The organism is Fimbriimonadia bacterium (genome assembly GCA_039961735.1).
In the GTDB taxonomy this organism is placed as follows: domain Bacteria; phylum Armatimonadota; class Fimbriimonadia; order Fimbriimonadales; family JABRVX01; genus JABRVX01.
Genome location: JABRVX010000020.1, coordinates 125,194 through 147,062 on the forward strand (window position 1 = coordinate 125,194; position 21,869 = coordinate 147,062).

Consider the following 21,869-nt stretch of genomic DNA (forward strand, 5'->3'; position numbering starts at 1 on the left):
GGTAGTTCGCTTCCGACACACCCCCACGCGGTGCGACATGGTGGCCGACGCGGAGGGCCTCGGTGTCCCGCTTCTTACACACCCGCGCACGGTGCCCACCGCTGCTTCTGCAGTGGAGGCATGTAGGACTGCGTCATGCTGAGCCTGTCGAAGCATGACGCCGCCTGGAGCACCCTTTCGTTTCCGGTTTTCACCCTTGCGGCAACCGACCGCATGCTTCGACAGGCTCAGCATGACGTTTGCTTCGATGAGCTCAGCATGACGTTATGACGTTTGCTTCGACAAGCTCAGCATGACGGTCCACAACCCTCACGACTCGCAGTGGTGAGAGAAAACGACTGCAGGGTAGTCGGAAGCCAAATGCTATCACTGAGCCAGCGCGCCCATCGGGTCCCAGGGCGGGAGCCCGACCGGCTCGGTGTCAAGCACCGGCAGTAGCGAGTCTGGCAGGTACTTCTTGTCCACTACCACCTCGTACATGTACTCGTCGAACCACCTATCCGTCATCACCAGAAAGCCCTTGTCGCCCACCTTGTCGCCCCAGCTATTCTCGACGCGCCACTTGCGAGGTTTCCCGGAGTCGTCCAGGTCCACTCCAGTTAGCACCATGGCATGGTTCATGGCACTGTGGCAGTAGTCCAGCCTCTGCGCCTTGTCCAGTCGAAAGTCGGTGCCGTATACCAGCGGATAGTCGAGCACGTGAGTGTCCAGCACGCCGAGTTCACGTTCCAGCCCTTTCCCAACGTCGCAGCCGAACCACACGGAACGTCCATCCTTCAGTTGCGCCAGCGCGGCCTCCTTGAACACGGGCAGATCCACGTTCAGATAGCGAATGACCTGGCCGCCCACCACGTTACCCAGAAACTCGATGGTGTACATGGTATCGAACCGCTTGTCCGCAGTGGGGCAGTGGATGAGGCATACCATCGAGTCCAAATCGAAGGGCACGTGCTTGTGGAAGAACTCGTGCGGCGTGATGATACCATCGCGGTGGAAGTTGTCATCCTTATCTCGCCACTGCCACTCGAACGACCGGGGCGGCTCTCCCAGGTGGATCACTAACATGCGGTAGACCTCGTTCAGCATGTCCGCTTTCTCCGCCCTCAGCCTATCGATGGATGCTCCCTTCGCATGGCTGTCACGCAACCGAGCAGCGTACTCGCGTAGCTTCGCGGTGATGTTCGCGGTCATCGGCCAGGTGGAACTACTGCTCTCCGTCTCCGGCATGACGGACTTGGGTACCACGCCGTACTTCTTGATGATGTTCACGAACATGTCCCACTGTCCGCCGTCTTGAATCGGATTCGCCAGGATGTGATTCAGCAGTCGGCTGCCGATGGGCTCGTGCAGTGTCAGCAGAATACTCTCTAGGAAGTAGTTGGACTTCTCCAACTTATCCCAGAACAATGGGTAGTTCTGCGACAGTTCGAACTTCTCTACGTTCATCTGCTGCATGGCTACTACGCGCAGTGTGTTGAGCCCTGCGAACAGCCAACAGCGCCCGCTCTTTTCCTGGCTTGTAGCCTCGCCCACCTTGATAGAGATGGAGTAGGTGTGATCGAGCGAGGTTACGATGTCGCGATTCAGCGCGACCTGCCCGACCGGCGTCTTGGATACGGCATTGCGAGCGAGCAGATTGCGGGGCTCTTTAGCGAAGTCCTCGCGAAACGCGGTCAGCGCTTCTTGGGTGATCGAGCCGTTGACGGTGTTCTCCACGGGTGCATACGCCATCGTTGCGTTCTCCTTTGACTGACTGCCTGATTCATGGTGTGCCGAAGAGACTCGGAGTGTACCAGAGGCCCTTCTATTCCCAGTACCTTCGCGGGCGGTGGAGCGCGCTAGCGGTCTTCCTAGCCACCGCTCCGCCAGGTGGATCGGCTCGTCGAGATTGGCTTCTCCCGCCTCGCACCGGGCCAGCGGCAGTCGGGTAAGACCTCCAACCTCGATCTGAGGGAAGGCACGTTGCCTGGGTCTGGATTCAGCGGTCGGTACAGCACGACGCCCACGTGGCTGTTGTGCACCCCCATCCACGTACTCCGGCTCGTGGTCCAGCAGCCCCGAGCACGCTGTTCCGGAAGTGCGCGGGGGCTGAGTGAATCGCCGCAATGGGTCACGACGCCGTCTGCGCACCGTATGTTCCACCGCTCGGCTCACGGCCCTCAGTCTACCGCGCCTTGAAGCAGTGCAGTGGTAGACTCCCGGCGTGTCCGAGGGTCTCGCTAGAGTTCCCGTCTTTCCTCTTCGGAGCGTGGTTTTCCCCAACGCTCTGGTGGCTTTGCACATCTTCGAGGACCGCTATCGGCTCATGATCAACGACTGTTTGGACGAGGGCACACCTTTTGGCACCGCGCTCATCCGCAAAGGCCGAGAAGTAGGGGACAAATACGTCGAGCCCTATCTCGTCGGGACCCTGCTCACCATCCGAGAGGTCGAGCGCCTGGACGATGTGAGGATGAACATCGTGGCTCAAGGCGGCGAGCGCTTCCGCATCCGTGAACTGGACTACGAGTCGGAGCCCTATCTCGTGGGACGGGCCGAGCCGGTGACGGACCAAGCGTGGACCGGCTCGGATGAGGAGATGGGGCTGCTCGAAGCAGCGAAGGATGCCTTCGCGGAGCTGGCAGACGCCCTAACGGAACGGCTGGACTTTACCGTGCAGATACGGCTGACCGAGGACCCCACGTCGCTCTCGTTCGCGATGGCGGGGCTGCTGCGTATGGGCCGTCGTGAGGCCCAGCACATGCTCGAGCTGACCAGCGCCGCCGAGCGCTTCCAAGAAATGCTGCCGGTGATGCATCGGCTCATCTCTTACGTTCGCAGCGGGCAGCTGCGCTCGGGCGGGTATGAGCACATTCGTCACTGGATCAGCCCGAACTAAGCTCCGAAGGCCGTTCGTGCAGGCCCGTTCATCAATAGGAAACCCAACGGTTGCGAAAAAATAATTAGCTAAGATAAGCAATTTACTGTATAATAGTACCCAGGCTTTGGTCCGCTCTGGCATGGCCAAAAGGATCTAGCCGTCTGCTTGCCTAGGGTCTGGGAGGGCGAAAGCTTCACGGCTCGGTCTCCACCCTAGCTTTGAAAAGGGGAGATTAGGGGGGCGCTCGCCGCCAGACGGACTGGCCGGAGGCGGCGAGTGTGCGCCAAATAAGTAGAGGTAAGACACCTCGAGGGATGCGGCCGATGGTCGGGTCCCCGAAGTAATGGGTTGCTGTACAACACCTGTCATTGCCGCCTGATGGTGATCGGAACGCACGCGTTCCGGTGCGTCCACGATGAACGCATGAAAGAAACCGGAGGGTAACAGATGATCAACCTACGACGACAGCGAGTGACCCGAGCCATTCTGACGGCCATGGCAGCCGCTGCACTCTCTCTCAGCGCGGTCGCCGACGACCTGACGCCCCCGTGGTATCGCGGGCTCCCGGACACGACATTTCAGCACTGGCAGTTCTACACCCCGTCGCAACACCCCGAGGTGTTCTGGAATCCTTACGGCGAGCCATTTATCTCTGACGTCAGCAGCGCCAGCGTCTGGTTCCCTGAGTTCGAGGGCCGCAGGGGGGTTTGGTGTATCGCCCCCGACACCTTCATGGAGTTCACCATACCGAATGTGGTGGACTACAATCACGAAAAGGAGTACCGGTTCCAACTCACTTACTTCGGGGCTCCGGGCGACGTGGGGCCTTTGGGTGATCCCTATGACTTCGGCTACATCGACATGGGAGATGGTTGGACCCACTTTCGGGCCGACTATCGCTTCCCGTTCTGCGACTGGACGAAGGCATACGTGGTCGCAGGCGGTCGGCCGCTATACATCGATCAGCTCGTCGTAGACAGCTGGTGTGTTCCGGAGCCGGGGACGATGGCCGCTATCGCGGCGGGTCTTGGCGCGCTCGCACTTCGCCGCCGCAAGAAATAGGTAGGCAAGACAGGGCCTCTCGGAGGCTCATATCCTATGGGATGGCCGGGCCACTCTGTGGCCCGGCCATCCGCTGTTGTTTGCGCCAACTCACGAGGTGTGTTCACCCGCTGTAGCGAATTTGGCGAAAGCTTCGCGCAAAACGCCTCTGGAGGACACATGGCCGTGGGTACGTTCATTCTCGTCTGTCTGCTGACCCTCTTGTTCGCCACCGTCTCCTACGGCGCGCCGCAAATCCCTCTGCGCATTATCCCGTCGCCGCAATCCGTCACCACGGCAGAGGGACTTTTCGCGCTCGACCGCATCGCCTCGATATCGGTAACTTGCGGTGATGAGGACGACTCCTTTGCCGCATCTCAGCTCGCTGAGGAGCTTCGCGAGTCCGCGGGGATTCGCGCATCGGTCAGCTTGGGCGCGTCCGGCGCAGTCGTGCTGGCCCGCTCTTCGTCTGCCGACTCCGAATTCGAGTCGCTCTTGCTGCGGCTGCCGGACGCAAACATCGAGGGATCGTATGTACTCTCGATTGACCCCGACCGCATCGTCATTGCCTCACGTAGTGCCCCGGGCATCTTCTACGGCGTGCAGACGCTGAAGCAGATCATTCGTGCGAACAGCGTGGAGGCCGCCATACCGTGTTGCTCGATTTTGGACTGGCCCGCGCTGAAGGTACGTGGGTGGCAGGACGACATCTCGCGCGGACCCATCCCCACGCTCGAGTACCTGAAGCGCCAGGTCCGCACCATGTCCGAATACAAGCTGAACTCCTTCACGCTCTACACTGAGCACGTCTTCAAGCTGAAGAAGCATCCGACCATCGCACCGCCCGACGGTATTACGGCCGATGAGGTGCGGGAGCTGACGCGATATGCCAAGCGCTACCACGTGGAGGTGATCGGGAACTTCCAGTCGTTCGGACACTTCGCTAACATCCTGAGCGTGCCTGGCTATGAGCACCTCGGCGAGGCAGGATGGGTGATCTCGCCGGCCAAAGAAGAGAGCTACCAGTTTCTGGCGGACGTATACAGCGAGATCGCTCCGGCGTACGAGAGCCCTCTCTTCAACATCAACTGCGACGAGACGGGTGGGCTGGGAACGGGAGCCAGCAAGGAGATGGTGGAGAAGGAGGGGTTAGGATCGGTCTATGCGCGCCACATCGTGCGCATCGCCGACCTGCTGAGGCCTTACGGGAAGACCGCGCTGATGTGGGGCGATATCGCACTGCACCATCGCGACATCATCCCTCGGTTGCCCAAAGACCTAATAGTGCTCTCGTGGGGATACCATGCTGGCGAGAGTTTCGATGATGCCATCCAGCCTTTCACCGAGCTGGGCTTCCGCTTCATGGTGTGCCCCGGTGTTAGTTGTTGGAGCCAGGTGTACCCCGATCTCCGCACCGCTTGCATCAACATCTCCAACTACATCCGCGATGGCGCGAGACACGGGGCTATGGGTGTGATCAACACCACGTGGGACGACAGCGGCGAAAACCTCTTCAACGCTAACTGGTACCCGCTGATTTGGGGAGCCGAGTGCTCTTGGCGACCCGCCGTGCCGGAGCCTGGCGAAGATGCCAACGCGTTGCGGGAGGCAAGGCTCGCTCGGTTCGACAGAGCGTTCGGTCCGCTGTTTCATGGCACCGACGGCACGGATACAGCGGAGTTGCTACATGCGCTGAGTGAGCTAAGGCAAAACCCGGCATCGGGTGGCATGAACGACGGTGCATTCTGGCGTACGATGGAGCAGGTGTACCGACGCAGTGGTAGTGTCTCGGATGCACTGGGGCTCGCACGCAAGGCAGGGAAGATCCGCGATGGGCTGGAGAGGTTGCTGCGTGCGCAGCCGATGAACGCCGACTCGCTGGAAGTCGCGTTGCACGCCGCACGACGGGCCGCGTTCAGCGGCTTGCGTGTACTGGTTGCGCACCTGCTACGCGCGGACGACGCGACGCGACTCGATAAGGCGGCCGAAGGGATCCGGCAGCTGCTGGCCGAGGCACGTGCCCTGCGCGACGATTATCGTCGGCTGTGGCTCGTCGAGAACCGTGGGTGGTGGCTCGACCGCAACCTCGAGAAGTGGGAACGTCTGGTAGCGGAAATCGCAGCACTGCCGAAGACACCGATCATTCTGCCTGGAAAGTGGGAGTTCCATGGCACGCAAGACGTGGAGATGACCACCATCGAGCCGGGGGCCATCATCAGGTACACGCTGGACGGCTCGGACCCGACGGAGCAATCACCTGCCTACGGCGCCAAGCTGCGCTTGGATAGGACCACGGTGGTCCGGGCTAGAGCCTACTATCCGGACGGCACGACGGGCGGGATCGGGGAGGCACGATACCGCACGCTCGCACTACCGGCGACTGTGGAGACTACCATGCCCACCTACGAGACATATGCTCCCACGAATACGATAGACAGTGACGAGGAATCCTTTTTCTGGTGCAGCAGGGGGCCGGTTGCAGGAGACACGTTCACCGTACGTCTTAACGAACCTTTTGGAGTGAGTAGGCTGAGAGTGCTCACGGGCCACCAAGAGCACCCATCGGACATCGTGTACGCAGGAGTGTTAGAGGTGTCGGTGAACGGCGTGGACTACGAGCCTGTCGCGGAGTTCTCCAACGGCGTGGCAGAGGTTTCCTTCGGGCCGGGCACTACTCGCAGCCTCCGTGCGGTGCGAGTCCGCGTCGTCGCCCCATCTCCGTATTGGGTGGTGATTCGAGAGATCGTGGTGGAGTGAGTTCCTGGTGCGTGCAAGGTGCCTGTTCAAGGATCGGTTGCGCTCGGTGAAGTAGACGGGCGCCGAGGCTCCGCAAAGTGCGCGAAGGTCACGACGGCGTCTCGCAGTGTCTGTCACGCGGCTGCTGCGGCCGGTCTTGCGCGCTCTGCTCGTCCTCTGCGATCTCGACGTGCCGGCTATTGCGAAGAGAGGGTCATTGTCGGCAGCGTTGGTGCTGCGTCGGCCGGATTGCTCGCCAACTGCCCAAGAGATTGCAAAGACTGTAGCAGCATTGGCGTCCTCCGCGGCACCTTCGCGATCTTTGCGTGAGAACGCTTCTGGTAGATGCGACGAGCAGGATAATGCACCCCAACCAGCTAGGGTCGTGATGGCGGTGCGAATACGGAAACGGTGGAGATCGTGGGACACGCCCGCGCACCGAGGATGTTTACACGCAGCCCATCGGCCTCCACCACCAGGATTCGTAGCAAACGCTCGTACCCGATGGTAGTGCCGCGCGCAACCTCCTGCCACTGCCCACCCACTCGAGCCTCGATGGAGAACTCCTCGACTCGCTGCCCCAGTTCGATATTCTCCTGCAGCATCACCACGCTGAACTGCACGGTCTCACGCCAAGTGATAGTCAGCGAGCCAGTCAGAACACCGTCATCCGTCGCCCAATAGCTGCCGGGCAGCCCGTCGATAGCACGCTCGGCAGCGAACCTGGCATCCCCACCGCGGACGCAGTTCGCCACGGCCTTCGCCTCGCGAGCCAAGTCCCGTGCGAAGATGGCATCGAGTGCCCCTCTGAACTCGAGAAGCCTCTGAACATCCGGCTCGGCGATCAACCCCCTCCTATCCGGCGGCACGTTGAGTAGCAGCGACGCGTTTCGACCCACCGACTTGAAGTAGATGTCCACGAGCTGCTCGACCGACTTGACCTGCGCGTCTTGCTCCGAATGATAAAACCACCCAGGACGGATGGACACATCACACTCCGCGGGCACCCAGTGTGTCCCATCCTTCTGCCCGTGCGTCAGCAACGAGAGGTCGGCCACCTTGCCTGGAGCGAAGTCATCGCGTCGCTGCATGCACCAGTTCGTCTCGCCCGCAAAGCCCTGTTCGTTACCGACCCACCGAACGTCCGGTCCCGCATCGCTGAAGATGACGGCCTTCGGTTGCAGCCGCCTGACTAACTCTTCATACGACCTCCAGTCGTACTCCTGCCTCTTTCCGTTGGGGCCTTCACCGCACGCGCCGTCCCACCACACCTCGAATACCTCGCCGTAGTTGGTGAGCAGCTCCGTGAGTTGGTTCTCGTAGTGCTCGTTATAACGGGGAGAGTCTCCGTAAGATGGTTCATGTCGATCCCATGGTGACAGGTAAACCCCGAACTTCAGCCCGTACTCCCTACACGCTGCGGCCAGCTCGCCCACTACGTCGCGCTTGCCATCCCCCCACGAGGTGTGTGCTACCGAATGGGTGGTATAACGGGAGGGCCACAGGCAGAAGCCGTCGTGGTGCTTCGCGGTGATGATAATCCCTTTGAATCCGGCGTCCTTCAGCACCCGTGCCCACTGCCGACAGTCGAGTTCAGTGGGCTGGAACAGCTCGGGCGACTCGGTCCCGTCTCCCCATTCGCGCCCGGTAAACGTGTTCATCCCGAAGTGGCAAAACGCGTACATCTCCAGCTTGTGCCACGCGAGTTGTCTCTCGCTGGGTATGGGAAGAAGTGGTGTCGGCGCGCTCGGCGGCACACTTGTCATCTGCAGTATCTCCCACGACGCCTCCTGCGAGGTACTACTGCACGCAACTACACAGGCAAGGCAGAGACCGACGATCGGTGTCAGAGCACTCATGATAGTCGAAAGTTCGGCATCGAGAGTGCCGGGCCTGCACGCGAATGCCCCTCAGTCGGCATTCCCGTCCTCATCCGATACCCGTACCGTAGTAGGCTGTGCAAACTGCTCCTCGTACAGGCGCCTGTACAGCCCACCTCTAGCCAACAGTGTCTCGTGCGTTCCTCGCTCGACGATGCGTCCCTGATCCATCACCAGGATCTGGTCTGCGGCAAGAATCGTCGATAGTCTATGTGCGATTGCGAAGGTGGTTCGTCCCTTCATCAGCCCCGCGAGCGAAGCTTGGATGAGCCGCTCGGAACGGGTATCCAGCGCGGAGGTCGCTTCGTCCAAGATGAGCACGCGTGGGTTCTTCAGGAGAGCGCGGGCGATGGCGAGGCGTTGTTTCTCGCCGCCGGAAAACCTGTATCCACGTTCTCCTACCACGGTGTCGTAACCCTCCGGCAGGCTCGTGATGTGATCGTGTATGGCAGCCAGCCGACAAGCTTCCACCATCTCTTCGTCGGTAGCATCGGGCTTAGCTACGTGCAGATTCTCGCGTATTGTGGAGTGCAGTAGATAGGTCTCTTGAGTTACGGCTCCCACGATCTCCGCGAGGTCCTGCAACCTGATGTCGCGCACGTCGTGGCCGTCGAGAAGCACCTGTCCGCTGTCAGGATCGTAAAGCCGTGGAATGAAATATGTGAGGGTTGTTTTGCCGGCTCCTGACGGTCCGACCAAGGCGACCAGTTGTCCCGGCTCGGCTGTAAAGGAGATGTCCACTACGGCGTGACTGCGCACGCTCTCGTCATAGGAAAAGCAGACGTCGCGAAACTCGATCCTTCCCAGCACCGACTCCTTGGGCAACGCCACTGCGTTGGGTGACTCCTGCACATCGGGCTGGAGGTCGAGGTACTCGAAGATACGCTCGAACAGCGCGAAGGAGCTGAGGATCTCCACCTGGATGTTCAGCAAGCCGGTTAGCGGGAAGAACATTCGCGTCTGCAGCGCCGTGAACGCTACAAGCACTCCCACCGTTATGCTGGCATCGCCCCTCCACATCAGGTAACCCGCAAGCCAGTACACCAGCGCCGGAGCCAGCGATGTGATCAGGCGGATCATGGCGAAAAACAGGTAGTTCACCAGTGTCATCTTGATCTGCCAACCCGCCAGTTTCCGATTCTCCTGATCGAACTTGCGTGTTAGTGTGTCCAGCCGACCGGTGGTCTTCGTCAACAGCACGCCTGATACCGAGAGCGTCTCCTGCATCATGGAGTTCAACTCGGCGGTTTGCTCCTGCGTGCCGCGTCGGACATTCTTAGCAAAGTCTCCTACCTTCGAGCCGATCACCGCAAACAGTGGGACCATTCCTACCGATAGCAGCGTGAGTCGCCAATCGAGAAGGAACATGGCGACTAGGGAGGTGATCACGATTGCCACGTTGGAGAGTGCATCGGTCACCGTGGTGCTGACGACGGTCTGAACTCCCTGCACGTCGCTGATGAGGCGTGTCTGTATCTCACCTGTACGCGTGGCTGTGAAGAACCTCAGCGACATTGCCTGCAATCTAACGAACAGGTTGTTGCGAATGTCGCACATGATGTACTGCCCGATCAGCACGCTCCAATAGCCATAGAGCAACGTGACCCCGGCGGCGGCGATGGTGACGATGACGGTGAGTGCCGAAAAGATAGAGACCGTTCGGAGGTCGTTCCGCAGCAGCCCGTCATCTATGATGATCCGCAGGAAGTACGGAGGAAGCAGCCCCATCAGCACGCCCACTATCACCGCGATGAGGGTCAGGCCGACGCGGGCGCGGTATGGTCGGAACAGGTCGACCACCCGGCGAACCGTCGCTCTGTTTACGCTTCGCTTTGGCTCCGTTTCGTCGCGGACGGGATGACTCAAGTCAAAAACCTGCCTGCGGGCTATTCACATGGGATGCATCTCCAGTATGACAGGAGCGAAGAGGGTGATGTTGGGGTGGAAGCCAAAGCCCTGGTTGCCGCAGGACCGCCGGCAGGTGGCACAAAGCGCAGGGCGGGTGAGCCGAGTCTCTTACAGAGCCGCCGTCCCGAGATGGCGCAACGCAAGGCGCGTGTCGGCTCGACCCGCCTACGTCCGAATAGGATCGCACCAAATCGAACAACCCGTTGTCGGCAGACGGCCATATCGGTTGTAGGACAAGGACCCAACCGGGGCACACGGGGCCGCTAGCCGAGGCCGTGCGTCAGCGCGTAGCGCGTAAGATCGGCGTTGGTCCGCGCGCCCAGCTTGGCCAATACGCGTGCTCGATAAGTGCTCACCGTTTTCGTACTCAGCGACAGCTCGGCGGCGATCTCCGTCACCGTCTTTCCCTTGGCCAGCATCTCCAGCACCTGGAACTCCCGGTCGGACAGCAGCTCGTGTGGCGCGCGATCTCTCGCGGATACCAAATGGTCGGCAAGTAGTTGTCCGACCTCTTCGGTGATGTACCTCTCCCCAACGTACGCCTTCCGGATCGCATGAAGGATGACCGTAGGTTCGACCGACTTTCCAAGATATGCGTAAGCGCCCGCCTGAATGACACGAACTGCGTACTGCGACTCGGGGTGAATGCTGAGTACTACGATGGGCAGCCCGGGTCTGAGACTCCGAAGCTCGCGCAGCGCTTCCAGGCCTGCGGATCCCGGCATAGACAGGTCCACGAGTGCCACGTCGCACGCCACCTGTCTGGCGAGTTGGAGCAGCTCTTGTGCAGTTGCAGCCTCGCCTGCGACCGTCATGTCGCCTGCCGCCAGCAGAATGCGCCGCAACCCCTCGCGGACCACAGCATGATCATCCGCGATCAGCACCCGGATCATTGCGCCGTTCCCTCAGCTAGAGGAACCGTCAGCCTAACGCGCGTTCCCACACCCCGACGCGATATCACGCGTAGCTTGCCACCCAGTTCCAGGGCCCGCTCCTGCATCCCGGCCACACCAAATACACCGGTTCGCCGTCGCCCCTCGGAAAAACCCGTCCCGTTGTCCCGCACCTCCATAATAAGCCGGCCTCCCCGAGTGCTCAATGCGATTTCCACCTCCGTCGCATTGGCGTGCCGCACAACGTTCGTGAGGCTCTCCTGGAGGATGCGGAATGCCGCAGTCGCGACGTGTACAGGCAACTCCGGCGTTTCGCCGGACATTGTCGCCCGGCACCTGATGCCCGTCCGTCGTTCGACGTCTTGTGCGATCCATCCGATCGCGGCTCCCAGGCCGAGGTCATCTAGGATGGCCGGGCGGAGGTAGGAGCAGAGCTGCCGAACTGACGTGATCGTCTGATCGACGAGCCCTAGCATGGACCGGATCCGTGCTGTGCCGAGATCGGCATCCGGCGTGCGCTCCGCAAGCCAGTGAAGGTCCAGCTTTAGGGCCGTGAGCGCCTGTCCCAACTCATCGTGTAGCTCGCGAGCGATTCGGGTTCTCTCTTCCTCGCGCACTTTCTGGAGGTGCTGAGCCAAATCACGAAGACGTTCCGCAAGCGAACGATGCTGCTCCTCGCTCTTGCGCAGCTCCGACTCGACCGCTTTCAACGCGGTGATGTCTACGGACGTTCCTTGGATGATCTCACCCTCGTTGCCCGAGTCGTACACCAAGCTAACATTCTCTAGAACCGTGACCTTCTGCCCGTCTTTGCGTCGAAGGGTCAGCTCGAAGTTCTGCAGCGATCCGCGTGTGCGCAGCGTTTTCAGAAACGAGTTACGTGCACGCTCGCTCGGGTAGAGGTCGGCGGCATTCACCTCCTTCATCTCCTCGGACGAAGCGTAGCCGAGCATCCGAGCAAAGGAGTCGTTGCAGTAGAGAATGCGGCCGTCCAGCGACGTCCGGTAAATCCCCGCTAGGTTCTCGTCCACGATCTGCCGAAGCCACTCGGCATCCCTTGCCGCTGGCGCCTTACTCTTGCCCGTGCTACCGCTCATGATCTGCACTCCGCCTCACAATAGTATACAGGGCGAGTGGCGAGTCGCCTTGCTCCGCGGCACTTCGAACGCTGCAGGGTGTATACATACCGCGTGGATATGCTGGCTTTGCGCGAGACGGGATTCACTCTCGCGCTTGGTGGCGGTGGGGCGTTGGGGTTTGCGCATATCGGCGTGCTGCGTGAGATGGAGGCTCGGGATCTGAAGCCCCGAGCGGTCGCGGGCACCAGTATGGGTGCCATCGTTGCTGCAACGTGGGCGTTGCTCGGGCCCGACGCGCTGAACGACATCCCCCGCCTTGCGTCCGAATCCGCGTTCTGGCTCGCCGTGCTGAGCAGGGGCTGGACCGTGCGGAGGCAGCTCCGACGGGTGTTCGGCGAAGCCACTCTCGGTGATTGCCACGTGCCGGTGGTCGTGTGCGCCGCACCCGTGAACGATCCCTCGCAACCGCTGTATCTCGATGACCCAAAACTGTCTGTATGGCAAGCGCTCGCCGCTTCGTGTTCGCTTCCTCTTGCGTTCTCGCCCGTGCGAGTCGGTGGGCAGAGGCTGATGGATGGCGGCAGCGCGGACAACCTGCCCTGCGCGGCGCTGCGCCGCTTCGGGCTGCCCGTCATGGGCATCGAGCTGGGGTTCCTACACGGGGCGCTGCGGGACGATAGGGAGCCGCGGAGACGCTGGATCAAGATGCTTGCCAGGCGAGGGCTCTGTGCCAGGTACCGCGACCTGGGGGATTTCCTTCTGCAGCCGAAACTGGGCGGCCTTACGCCGCAGAGCTTCGGAGCGGCAGACAGGATAGTGAAAGCGGGGGTAGAGTGCGTGAGTGAGGCGTCGGGGAGGGGGCCTTAACGCAAAACAGCGGCCCTTGCCGCTACGGAATAAGGTGGAGCCGCATCCGTGCGGCTTCCCTCGTTCCCACCATCCTTGGTGTCCACATGCTATTCTAGCAGGCTCCGATTCCTCCTGTCAACCCCGAGGGTCTTTTGGGAGAATCGGCGTCCGCGTGCTATACTCGAGACCCCTAGTCCAATCGCGCCACCGAGGGGAGGAAAGGCGATCATAGTCGAGCCACTGGACCTCGATCATCCCAAAGAGGAGTGCGGCATCTTCGCCATGTACTCCCGCGCATCCGACGCAGCCCGCCTCGCCTTCTTCGGCCTGTTCAACCTGCAGCATCGAGGGCAAGAGAGTGCCGGCATCGCAGCATCCGATGGCCGCACGATCCGTATGTTCAAGGGTATGGGGCTGGTCACGCAGGTTTTCAACGAGGAGACCCTCGCAGGCCTCAAGGGGCACATCGCCGTCGGGCATACCCGCTATTCGACCACCGGCTCCAGCGTAGTGCAGAACGCCCAGCCCATCTTCTGCGCGAGTAGAGTCGGCTCCATCGCCGTGGTGCACAACGGCAACCTGATCAACGCCCATTCCCTGCGCCTCGAGCTCCAGGCCAAAGGCATCGAGTTCGACTCGACCAGCGACAGCGAGGTAATCGCAAAACTGATCATGCACTCGGACGAGCAGAGCATCGGACGTGCGGTCATTCGAACCGTCGAGCGACTCGAGGGCGCCTTCTCGCTCGTCATCCTCACGCCGACGCAGCTCATTGGCGTGCGCGACCCGAACGGCATCCGGCCGCTGTCCATAGGCAAGACGGAGGGCGACTGGGTGCTCGCTTCAGAATCGTGCGCGTTCGGCCCCGTGCGCGCTAAGCTGGTACGCGACGTGCGCCCTGGCGAAGTTATCGTCATCAGCGAAAACGGCCTGCGCAGCGTGCGGAGCGGCATGCCTAGTCGAGACCGGCTATGCGTGTTCGAGGCCATCTACTTCGCTCGGCCCGACAGCGTGATGGGGGGGCACCTCCTCCACCGAGCAAGGCAGCGGATGGGAGCGCGTTTGGCCGAGGAACACCCCGCCGAGGCCGACATGGTAGTGCCAGTGCCCGACACCGGGGTCCCTGCTGCCATCGGCTTCAGCAGGCAGTCGGGCATCCCGTTCCAGGAGGCCCTCATCAAGAGCCGTTACATCCACCGCACGTTCATCGAACCGGAGCAGCGGATGCGTGCGATGGGCGTTCGCCTAAAGCTGAACCCGCTGGTCGAGTACATAGAAGGCAAACGCATCGTGCTGGTGGACGACAGCATCGTGAGGGGTACGACGACGGGACAAATCGTGCGCCTGGTGCGCGAAGCGGGTGCCGCCGAAGTGCACCTGCGCATCACCGCTCCACCCATCCGCCACCCCTGCTACTACGGGATTGACATGGCCACGCATAAGGAGTTGATCGCCGCCAACCATACCGTCGACGAGATTTGTGCAAAGCTAGGCGCAGACACGTTGGGCTACCTCAGCGTCGAGGGGCTGATAGATGCGGTGGGAGACGGGCCTGGCCTGCACTGCACCGCCTGCTTTACTGGCGATTACCCCGTACCCATCCCGCGCGAGAAGCTGGTGGCAAAGGATATGTTCGAGAAGGTTCGCGAGGATCGGCGAACGCTCGTGCAGGCCGCACGAGAGGGCTGAGGTTGGACAAGGTAAGAGACTATGCCGCCGCCGGAGTGGACATTTCCCGCGCACAAGAAAGCCTTGCTCTGGCCAAAGACCTGATCCGCAGCACGCATACCCCGAACGTGCTCTCCGATGTTGGGGAGTTCGGCGGCATGTACCTCGCGAGCTTTCCAGGCATCGAAGAGCCCGTCCTCGTGGCCAGCATCGATGGGGTCGGCACGAAGACAAGTTTGGCGGTCACCCCGCAGCACTTCGAGGGGATCGGCGCGGACATCGTGAATCACTGCGTCAACGACATTCTTGCACAGGGTGCACGACCGCTTTTCTTCTTGGACTACTTCGGCGCCTCCAAGATCGAGCCGCAAGCGTTCCAATGTGTGCTGAAGGGCGTTGCGGCGGCGTGCAAGGCCGTGGGCTGCGCGTTACTCGGGGGAGAGACGGCGGAGATGCCGGACGTGTACTCCGGCGGGGCGTTCGAGCTGGCGGGATGCATCGTAGGTGTGGTATCTAAGGCAGCACGGCTTCCGAGGCCCGACGTCCGGCCGGGGGACGCTCTGATAGCGCTCGGCAGCACCGGACTTCACACGAATGGCTACACACTCGCCCGACGCGTGCTGTTCGAGACCCTCGCGCTTTCGCCCGACGAGCCGCATTCCGCGCTCGGCGTCACGCCCAGACAGGCCCTGCTCGCCACCCATCGCTGCTATCTCGCATCGGTGTCTCCCCTGCTCGGACATGCAGGACCGGTGAAAGGCATCGCACACATTACCGGTGGCGGGCTGGTGGACAATGTGCCCCGCATGCTGCCCGCCGGCTTCGCAGCATACGTAGATCGCAGCACCTGGAAGGAACCGGCCCTGTTCGGCCTGATCCGCACAGGCGGTGTGAGCGACAGCGAAATGCTCCACGTGTTCAACCTTGGTGTGGGTTTGGTCATGGTTGTCGAGCGTGCCGAGAGCGACTCGGTCCTGGCAACTCTGCGTGCTGCAGGCGACGAAGCCTGGCAGATCGGCGAGGTTGTGTCGGGAGAGTGCGAGGTTCGCTTCGGCCCCGGCCCCCCCTGATATCCTACTGAGCCACTCAACCCCGTAACCCCACGGGCGCCCGAGGACCAGTCAGAGTGGAACCTGCAAGGTAGAGCGTAGGGGACCTGCGCGCGTGGTTGGGTGACTTGGCGAGGTTGGGAGAGAGACTTTACCGGGGATTCGGGCGGTGGCCGTTTCACACCAGGGTGAGAGGGCTCCTGTTCTTTGCCGTGCTCGCGGCGCTCATCTGCCAGTTCCTCGTGTTGCGGCAGTTCGGAGCTGCTCAAATGCAGCGCGAGGCAAAACTCGAGGCAGAACACAGCTTCAGGCAGGCGCAGCGCGGCATGTCTATCAGCCTCCGAGCAGTCGAGGACCTCGCCCTCGATGCAGCTATACGGCCGAGCCTGTTCGCAGCTGTCCGAGCAGGGGATGGCGACTGGCTCACCAAGAACCTGCTGACGCTGCCCTGGCGAGTCGAGCCGACGGTTATGCTCGTGCACTCGCCGTCTGCCGGGATGACGTGGTCGCACGGTCCACTGTCCGAGGAGGCACTGCGGAACCCGCTACGACTACCCGGAGTGGAGCGCGCTCTCGAGGGAGCCCATTCCTCCGGGTTCTTCCGATTGAACGGCAGGCTCGCAGCGGTCAGTGCGGCTCCCATCCGACCCGCTAGCCAGGACTTACCTGCTGTCGGCGTCATCTTCATCGCACGGTATGTGGACCAGGAGATGCTGGAGGTCGTCTCTGATGTCACCGGCTACTCCATGGCTCTGCTCTCGGGCGGGCACTACGTGGCGTCCGGTCCGCAGTCCGACAAACTCAAGCCGAGCCAACTGGAGTTGTGGCGCGATCGGCAAGGTGTCGAGAATTGTTCGCAGTGTCCAGCAGGCTCGTACGTAGCCTTCGGTCCGATTCTGGACTCCGAAGGAAACCGGGTTGGCACGCTCGCCGTGCTTCGGCTGTCCTCCGGCTTCGCCCTGTTCTCAGCGTTCGGAAGACTTGTCACCGTTGCATCGCTTTTTCTGTCCGTGCTCCTTGCAGCCGTCATCGGCATCCGCATCGGGGCGATGGTGAATCGACCGCTGATGGCCAGCGCCGACACCGCGCGCAGCGTAGCCGAAGGGAATCTCTCTGCCAGGATGGAGACGAACGGTACGGGAGACGCCTTCGACGTGTTCGCGCAGAGCTTCAATGCGATGGCAGACGAACTCTCCGCCGCCTTCACCGAGTTGGAAGACCAGAAGGCAGAGATCTCTGCACAGCTCGACACCTTCCAGGCGCTCAACGAGGAGATGGCGGACTACAGCGTCGAAGTGCAGACGCTGAGCGAGCAACTGCAATGGCAGAACTCCCAGCTAGAGACACTGAACGAGCGCCTGCGGCAGATGGCCCACACCGATGGGCTCACCGGCCTCATCAACCATCGCAGCTTTCACGACAAGCTCGCGGAAGCATTCGGCATTGCCACACGCCACGGCACCCCCCTAAGCCTCGTGATGATAGACGTGGACCACTTCAAGCAGTTCAACGACCGTCACGGGCATCCGGGCGGCGACGAGGCTCTCCGCGAGGTGGCGGCACTGCTTAAGAGACTCGCGCGAGAAACGGACACTTGCGCACGATACGGAGGCGAGGAGTTCGCGGTCATCCTACCGCACACCGATATCCAAGGCGCAGTCGCCTTCGCCGAGCGAGCACGCGAGGCAGCACACAAGCTAAAACTGTTCGGAACTCCAATCACCATCAGCCTAGGAGTAGCGAGCCTCGGGCCCGGCATCAAGACCCCCGGCGACCTGGTTGCTCAGGCCGACGCGGCGCTCTACGATGCCAAGCGCTCCGGCCGCGACAGGGTGTGCCTCGCCACCACGCACGACCGGCTCTCGGCATGAGATGGGTAGACTTTCACCATGACCCGAGAGATGAAGTGGTGGCAGAGCTTCTGTCAGTCGGCGGCTAACCCGTATGCCCTGTCAGCCTCACCCACCTCTTGCGACGCACCGGAGTGCCGAGTATAATGAGTGTCCTGTGGGCTCATAGCTCAGGTGGTTAGAGCGCACCCCTGATAAGGGTGAGGTCGTTGGTTCGAATCCAACTGGGCCCACCAGCTTCGCTAGCAGTCCCGCCGCGCGACGGGCTGCGGTTCTACTCCTTCTTGTGCCGCCACCAATAGTGGCAGTTGCGGGCGTGGATCTGGTCGCGGGTCAGCATTTTCATGTGCCCATCTACGAAGGCAACCGTGGCCGAGCGCTTTCCGACATGCCGAAACTTGATGATGCCGGGGTCCACCGTATGCATGGTGAATCCGGTCACCGGGTCCTTGCACTGCAGGTCCTCGGGCTCGGATATCCAGTCGCCGTCGCCGTTCTCGCTCACGATGATGGTCTCGGCGGGCGCGCCCATGCCGATTACCTTCGCCGAGCGCTTCCGGTAATAGTCGCCTCCGTTGGGGTCGGCGCTGGTAAAGCTGTCTATGTACGCCCAGTTGTTTACGCCGTACTCGCCCGTCCAACGGACCTGCGGGTTGACGAAGTAGTCGGTGCAGTCCACTCTTGGTCCCGAGTAAAGGGGACACTTGTAGAGGTTGTCTTCCTTCTGATAGTGCTTGCACAGCTGCTTCCAACTGGCGTTTTTATCGCACCAGCCTTGGGTCCAGGTCCAGGTGATTGGCAATGTCTCGTTGTAGTCGCCGTAGTACAGCGTGATCGAGAGGCCGACTTGGCGCATGTGGGTGCTGCAGACGGTGTTCTGGCTCGACTCTCGGGCCCGCGCAAACACGGGGAACAGGATCCCTGCAAGGATTGCGATGATGGCGATGACGACGAGCAACTCGATCAGCGTGAACGCTCGGGTTGCGAAGGACTTCGCTTTGTTCATTCGGCTTACGACCTTTCGTTCGGGCCGCCGGCTCGGAGGTCCATCAATGAAGACAAGATTCCACCGCCTATTGGTTGAACCTGCACGCGATAGGACTACGGGGTTTTCGTGTTGGCTCCGGGATTCGCTACAGCCCTTCGCGCAACTCGCGCACTTCCTCGAGAGCGGCTTCGAGCGAACTGCTGTCCGAAGCCATCTGGTGCAGGCGGTCGGCAAGGTGGTGAGTGTCGTCGTCCAAGTCGGCCGCCTGGGCCAGCCTCATGCGTGCAAGGCCCGCCGTTGCCCCCTCGAGCAACGTCTCCATGGCGCGCATTTGCGCCGCGACACGGCGACCAAGCGTTCCGACGCGCCTCAGGTTCTCATTCGTAGCCTCGAGGGCGGCAATCCGTTCTCGATTGGCTGCCAGGACGAAAGCGTCCGTTTCGCTCTCCATCGCCGACCTAACCCTCTCGATCTCGGCTTCGTTTCGGGCGATTGCCGCTTCATCGGGGCCCGATGGCAAGATGACGCGCTTGCGCTCCAGTTCCCGGTACTGCGCCATCACTTCGTTCACGCTCTCCAGCACCCGGGCGGCCTCCGAATGCGCGGGTGGGGGAAGTGCGTAGATCTCGTTCAGGATCGTCAGGTAGCGCCGGTCGGCACGGGATAGAGGCTCCTCAGCAATCGCGAGTCGCAGCTCATCCTGCGTCACTCGACGCTTCAACCGTTTTCGCCAGGCGAACTCGAGGATCCAAGGCAGTACTCCAACAAGGATCCCTGGGGCCACCAGTGAGGCAGTAACCTCTGGACTGGCACCCGTGAGGCCTGCAATCATCCCCGAAAAGGTCGCTGCGAAGCCGATGCAGTGCGCAGTGATGCCGAGTGCGAGGCGCGCGTCGTAACTCTCGGACAGCTTCTTGGCCTCCGGCCTGCCCGTCCAATCGTACTGCCCGATGTTCCAGTCCTTGGGCACGCGCAAGAACCAGATCTTACGCGGAAGGGAGTCTAAGAACTCTTTCTTGAACGGCCGAGCGTAATACGTGCCCAATCGCCGCACGACGAGGTCGCGGAAGCGAGAGTCTAGCTGGTCCAGCCTAGGGTCCATCCGCGGCTATTATGCCCCGCACCGACGGGGAAGTCATCGGGACCAAATACCACGCCCCCGAAGCGTCCGCTTCGGGGGCTGGCAACGTTCCAAACTATGGAGTAGGGCTACCTTCTCCTGCGAAGCATCGCCGCGAGACCGACGAACCCGGCCGCGAGTGCCGCGAGCGACGACGGCTCGGGAACCAGTGACAGGTCCTTCTGAACTTGGGTCAGTGCCACCATGGCCGTATCGTCAATCACGGTGTTGCCGAAGTCATCGGTGTAGGTCACGCCGTCCAGTGTGTAGACTTCCTTGATTCGGAGGAAGCGGGTCGGCGTGAACTGGTAGTAGCGCTGCTGCGGAAGGCTGTACTCCACCCCAGAATCCGAGATGAGTGTCACCGGATTGTTGGGATCAGTAATGTCGAGGATCAGTTCTGTCCAGGCGTACCACGGCGTCGTTGCATGCACGCCCGGGACGATCTGTCCGATGTCGAAGATGCTCACATCATGGATGAACACTCCTTCCGGCGCGACAACGTCACAGGTGATCGTGATGGTTCCGACCGCTATGCCAGTGCCGTTACCGACTACGCCGTTAGGGAAGAAGAAGTCACCATAGATGTCGTGGATAGTGTTCCCACCGATTACCGTAGATCCGCTGAACTGCCCAAACGCTCCCTGCCCCAGGGAGCCGTCCAGGGTACACGTCCATGACATATAAAGATCAGCGGCGGGCACCGATGAGACGCACGCAAAGACGACTGCGGCCGCAGTCAGCCTATACGTTTTCAGTCCCTTCATAGGAAGTATCCAAACTTCCAGCCGAAAACCCGGCTTGTATTCCACCAACAGGTAGGAACTTAACGGGGCTAAACAAACATCCCCCGCACGACCCTTCCCCCAACCGGCTCGAACGAGCCGAGGGAAGCAAAGCATCTCGCGAGATGAGGCCGCACTTTGTGACCCGTACGAACGAGCCCTTAGCTGCAACTAGCCTCAGGAGCCCCTTAGGGTGGCTTCCTATGCCTTCAGTATAAACCCGATCCTGTCGCTTGTCAACATCTGGGGCAATCTGGAATCGAATTATTCACGGTGGATGCTCCGCTCACAGGGGTACGACTTCGAAGGTCGCCGTTGGGACGAGGCCAGCCGCAGCGCCACGCCTCAGGAACTCCCGGATAGCTTTCAACCCACGGTCGCCCATGTCCAGCGTCATCTCGTTCACGTACATCCCGACGAATCGATCCGCTGTCTCAATATCCATCCCGCGCGCGAAGCGGAGTGCATACGCGAGTGCCTCCTCTCGCTGGGCCAACCCAGCCGCGATGCTGGCCCGGAGCGCATCCGACACCTTCTGCATAACGTCTGGGCCGAGGTCCCGCCGCACCACGTTCACTCCCAGGGGCAGAGGAAGGCCTGTCTCCTCGCCCCACCACGCGCCGAGGTCCCGTAGGAGCGTCAGCCCCTCTTGCTCGTGCGTCAACTGGCTTTCGTGGATAATGAGCCCCACGGCGTAGCGCCCCTCGAGCACCTCCGGGATGATACGGTCGAATGAGACAACCTCTACGCGACAACCCGGCAGGTAGAGCTGTAGTGCTAGGTAGGCGCTGGTCCGAAGCCCGGGGACGGCGATCACGTGTTCCTTCGGATCCACGTCGCGCTCGCGAGCGACCAGCATCGGCCCGTATCCATCGCCGAAGCTTCCCCCGTGTCGCAGTAGCGCATACCTCTCGGTGAGGTACGCGAAGGCATGGACGGAGACAGCAGTACACTCCAGCAGGCCCTCTTCCGCCCAGTCGTTCAGGGTCTGAATGTCCCGCAAGATGTGCTCGAACTGCAGGTCGGTTTCGACCTTGCCCGAAGCGAGCCCCCAAAACATGAACGCGTCGTCGGAATCCGGGCTGTGCCCAAGGCGAATCAGCATGTAGGGAGCATACCCGCGTCGTTCGACCGAAGCGTGGTCGCTGGTTGTGGCACAATCC

The 21,869-nt window shown here is 61.4% G+C and carries 16 protein-coding genes and 1 tRNA gene; 8 read left to right on the top strand and 9 right to left on the bottom strand.

Features of this window, described 5'->3' with window-relative positions; genetic code table 11:
* Positions 1-366: 366 nt before the first annotated feature.
* Positions 367-1,731, bottom strand: coding sequence for a C1 family peptidase (locus HRF45_07200; GenBank protein ID MEP0766308.1), 1,365 nt, complete (start codon positions 1,729-1,731; stop codon positions 367-369).
* Positions 1,732-2,203: 472 nt separating this feature from the next.
* On the opposite strand from HRF45_07200, the gene HRF45_07205 reads away from it, so the two are divergent.
* The 3 genes from HRF45_07205 to HRF45_07215 all read left to right on the top strand — a co-directional run bounded on the left by HRF45_07205 (position 2,204) and on the right by HRF45_07215 (position 6,658).
* Positions 2,204-2,878, top strand: a complete 675-nt coding sequence (locus tag HRF45_07205) for an LON peptidase substrate-binding domain-containing protein (protein ID MEP0766309.1) — start codon at positions 2,204-2,206, stop codon at positions 2,876-2,878.
* Between the two features lie 429 nt (positions 2,879-3,307).
* Positions 3,308-3,922, top strand: coding sequence for a PEP-CTERM sorting domain-containing protein (locus HRF45_07210; GenBank protein ID MEP0766310.1), 615 nt, complete (start codon positions 3,308-3,310; stop codon positions 3,920-3,922).
* 165 nt (positions 3,923-4,087) lie between these two features.
* Positions 4,088-6,658 carry a chitobiase/beta-hexosaminidase C-terminal domain-containing protein gene (locus HRF45_07215; protein MEP0766311.1) on the top strand — a complete coding sequence of 857 codons (2,571 nt, stop codon included), beginning with the start codon at positions 4,088-4,090 and terminating at the stop codon, positions 6,656-6,658.
* Between the two features lie 356 nt (positions 6,659-7,014).
* On the opposite strand, the gene HRF45_07220 is transcribed toward HRF45_07215, so the two are convergent.
* The 4 genes from HRF45_07220 to HRF45_07235 form a co-directional block, all read right to left on the bottom strand.
* Positions 7,015-8,403, bottom strand: a complete 1,389-nt coding sequence (locus HRF45_07220; protein ID MEP0766312.1) for an alpha-L-fucosidase — start codon at positions 8,401-8,403, stop codon at positions 7,015-7,017.
* A 144-nt stretch (positions 8,404-8,547) separates the two neighbouring features.
* Entirely contained in the window at positions 8,548-10,383 is a 1,836-nt protein-coding gene (locus HRF45_07225) for an ABC transporter ATP-binding protein (GenBank protein ID MEP0766313.1), read from the bottom strand.
* 305 nt (positions 10,384-10,688) lie between these two features.
* The gene (locus tag HRF45_07230; protein MEP0766314.1) at positions 10,689-11,318 is read right to left on the bottom strand and encodes a response regulator transcription factor; all 630 of its coding nucleotides are present in this window, start codon (positions 11,316-11,318) and stop codon (positions 10,689-10,691) included.
* Positions 11,315-12,415: a PAS domain S-box protein gene (locus tag HRF45_07235; GenBank protein ID MEP0766315.1), complete on the bottom strand. Its 1,101-nt coding sequence runs from the start codon at positions 12,413-12,415 to the stop codon at positions 11,315-11,317. Before HRF45_07235 ends, HRF45_07230 begins: the two co-directional genes overlap by 4 nt.
* 36 nt (positions 12,416-12,451) lie before the next feature.
* Here HRF45_07235 and HRF45_07240 point away from each other — a divergent pair, with 36 nt between their 5' ends.
* The 5 genes from HRF45_07240 (at position 12,452) to HRF45_07260 (ending at position 18,049) form a co-directional block, all read left to right on the top strand.
* Positions 12,452-13,264 (top strand): patatin-like phospholipase family protein, encoded by an 813-nt coding sequence (locus tag HRF45_07240; protein ID MEP0766316.1) that lies wholly within the window; start codon positions 12,452-12,454, stop codon positions 13,262-13,264.
* A gap of 264 nt (positions 13,265-13,528) precedes the next feature.
* Entirely contained in the window at positions 13,529-14,935 is a 1,407-nt protein-coding gene (purF, locus tag HRF45_07245) for an amidophosphoribosyltransferase (GenBank protein ID MEP0766317.1), read from the top strand.
* 2 nt (positions 14,936-14,937) lie between these two features.
* Positions 14,938-15,984, top strand: a complete 1,047-nt coding sequence (locus HRF45_07250; GenBank protein MEP0766318.1) for a phosphoribosylformylglycinamidine cyclo-ligase — start codon at positions 14,938-14,940, stop codon at positions 15,982-15,984.
* Positions 15,985-16,151: 167 nt separating this feature from the next.
* Positions 16,152-17,834 carry a diguanylate cyclase gene (locus HRF45_07255; GenBank protein ID MEP0766319.1) on the top strand — a complete coding sequence of 561 codons (1,683 nt, stop codon included), beginning with the start codon at positions 16,152-16,154 and terminating at the stop codon, positions 17,832-17,834.
* Between the two features lie 138 nt (positions 17,835-17,972).
* Positions 17,973-18,049: transfer RNA gene (locus tag HRF45_07260), tRNA-Ile, on the top strand.
* Positions 18,050-18,087: 38 nt separating this feature from the next.
* On the opposite strand, the gene HRF45_07265 is transcribed toward HRF45_07260, so the two are convergent.
* The 4 genes from HRF45_07265 to HRF45_07280 form a co-directional block, all read right to left on the bottom strand.
* The gene (locus tag HRF45_07265; protein MEP0766320.1) at positions 18,088-18,819 is read right to left on the bottom strand and encodes a prepilin-type N-terminal cleavage/methylation domain-containing protein; all 732 of its coding nucleotides are present in this window, start codon (positions 18,817-18,819) and stop codon (positions 18,088-18,090) included.
* A gap of 127 nt (positions 18,820-18,946) precedes the next feature.
* Positions 18,947-19,903, bottom strand: a complete 957-nt coding sequence (locus tag HRF45_07270; GenBank protein MEP0766321.1) for a hypothetical protein — start codon at positions 19,901-19,903, stop codon at positions 18,947-18,949.
* A gap of 107 nt (positions 19,904-20,010) precedes the next feature.
* Positions 20,011-20,688: a PEP-CTERM sorting domain-containing protein gene (locus tag HRF45_07275; GenBank protein MEP0766322.1), complete on the bottom strand. Its 678-nt coding sequence runs from the start codon at positions 20,686-20,688 to the stop codon at positions 20,011-20,013.
* A 304-nt stretch (positions 20,689-20,992) separates the two neighbouring features.
* Positions 20,993-21,811 (bottom strand): ABC transporter substrate-binding protein, encoded by an 819-nt coding sequence (locus tag HRF45_07280; GenBank protein ID MEP0766323.1) that lies wholly within the window; start codon positions 21,809-21,811, stop codon positions 20,993-20,995.
* Positions 21,812-21,869 lie beyond the last annotated feature (58 nt).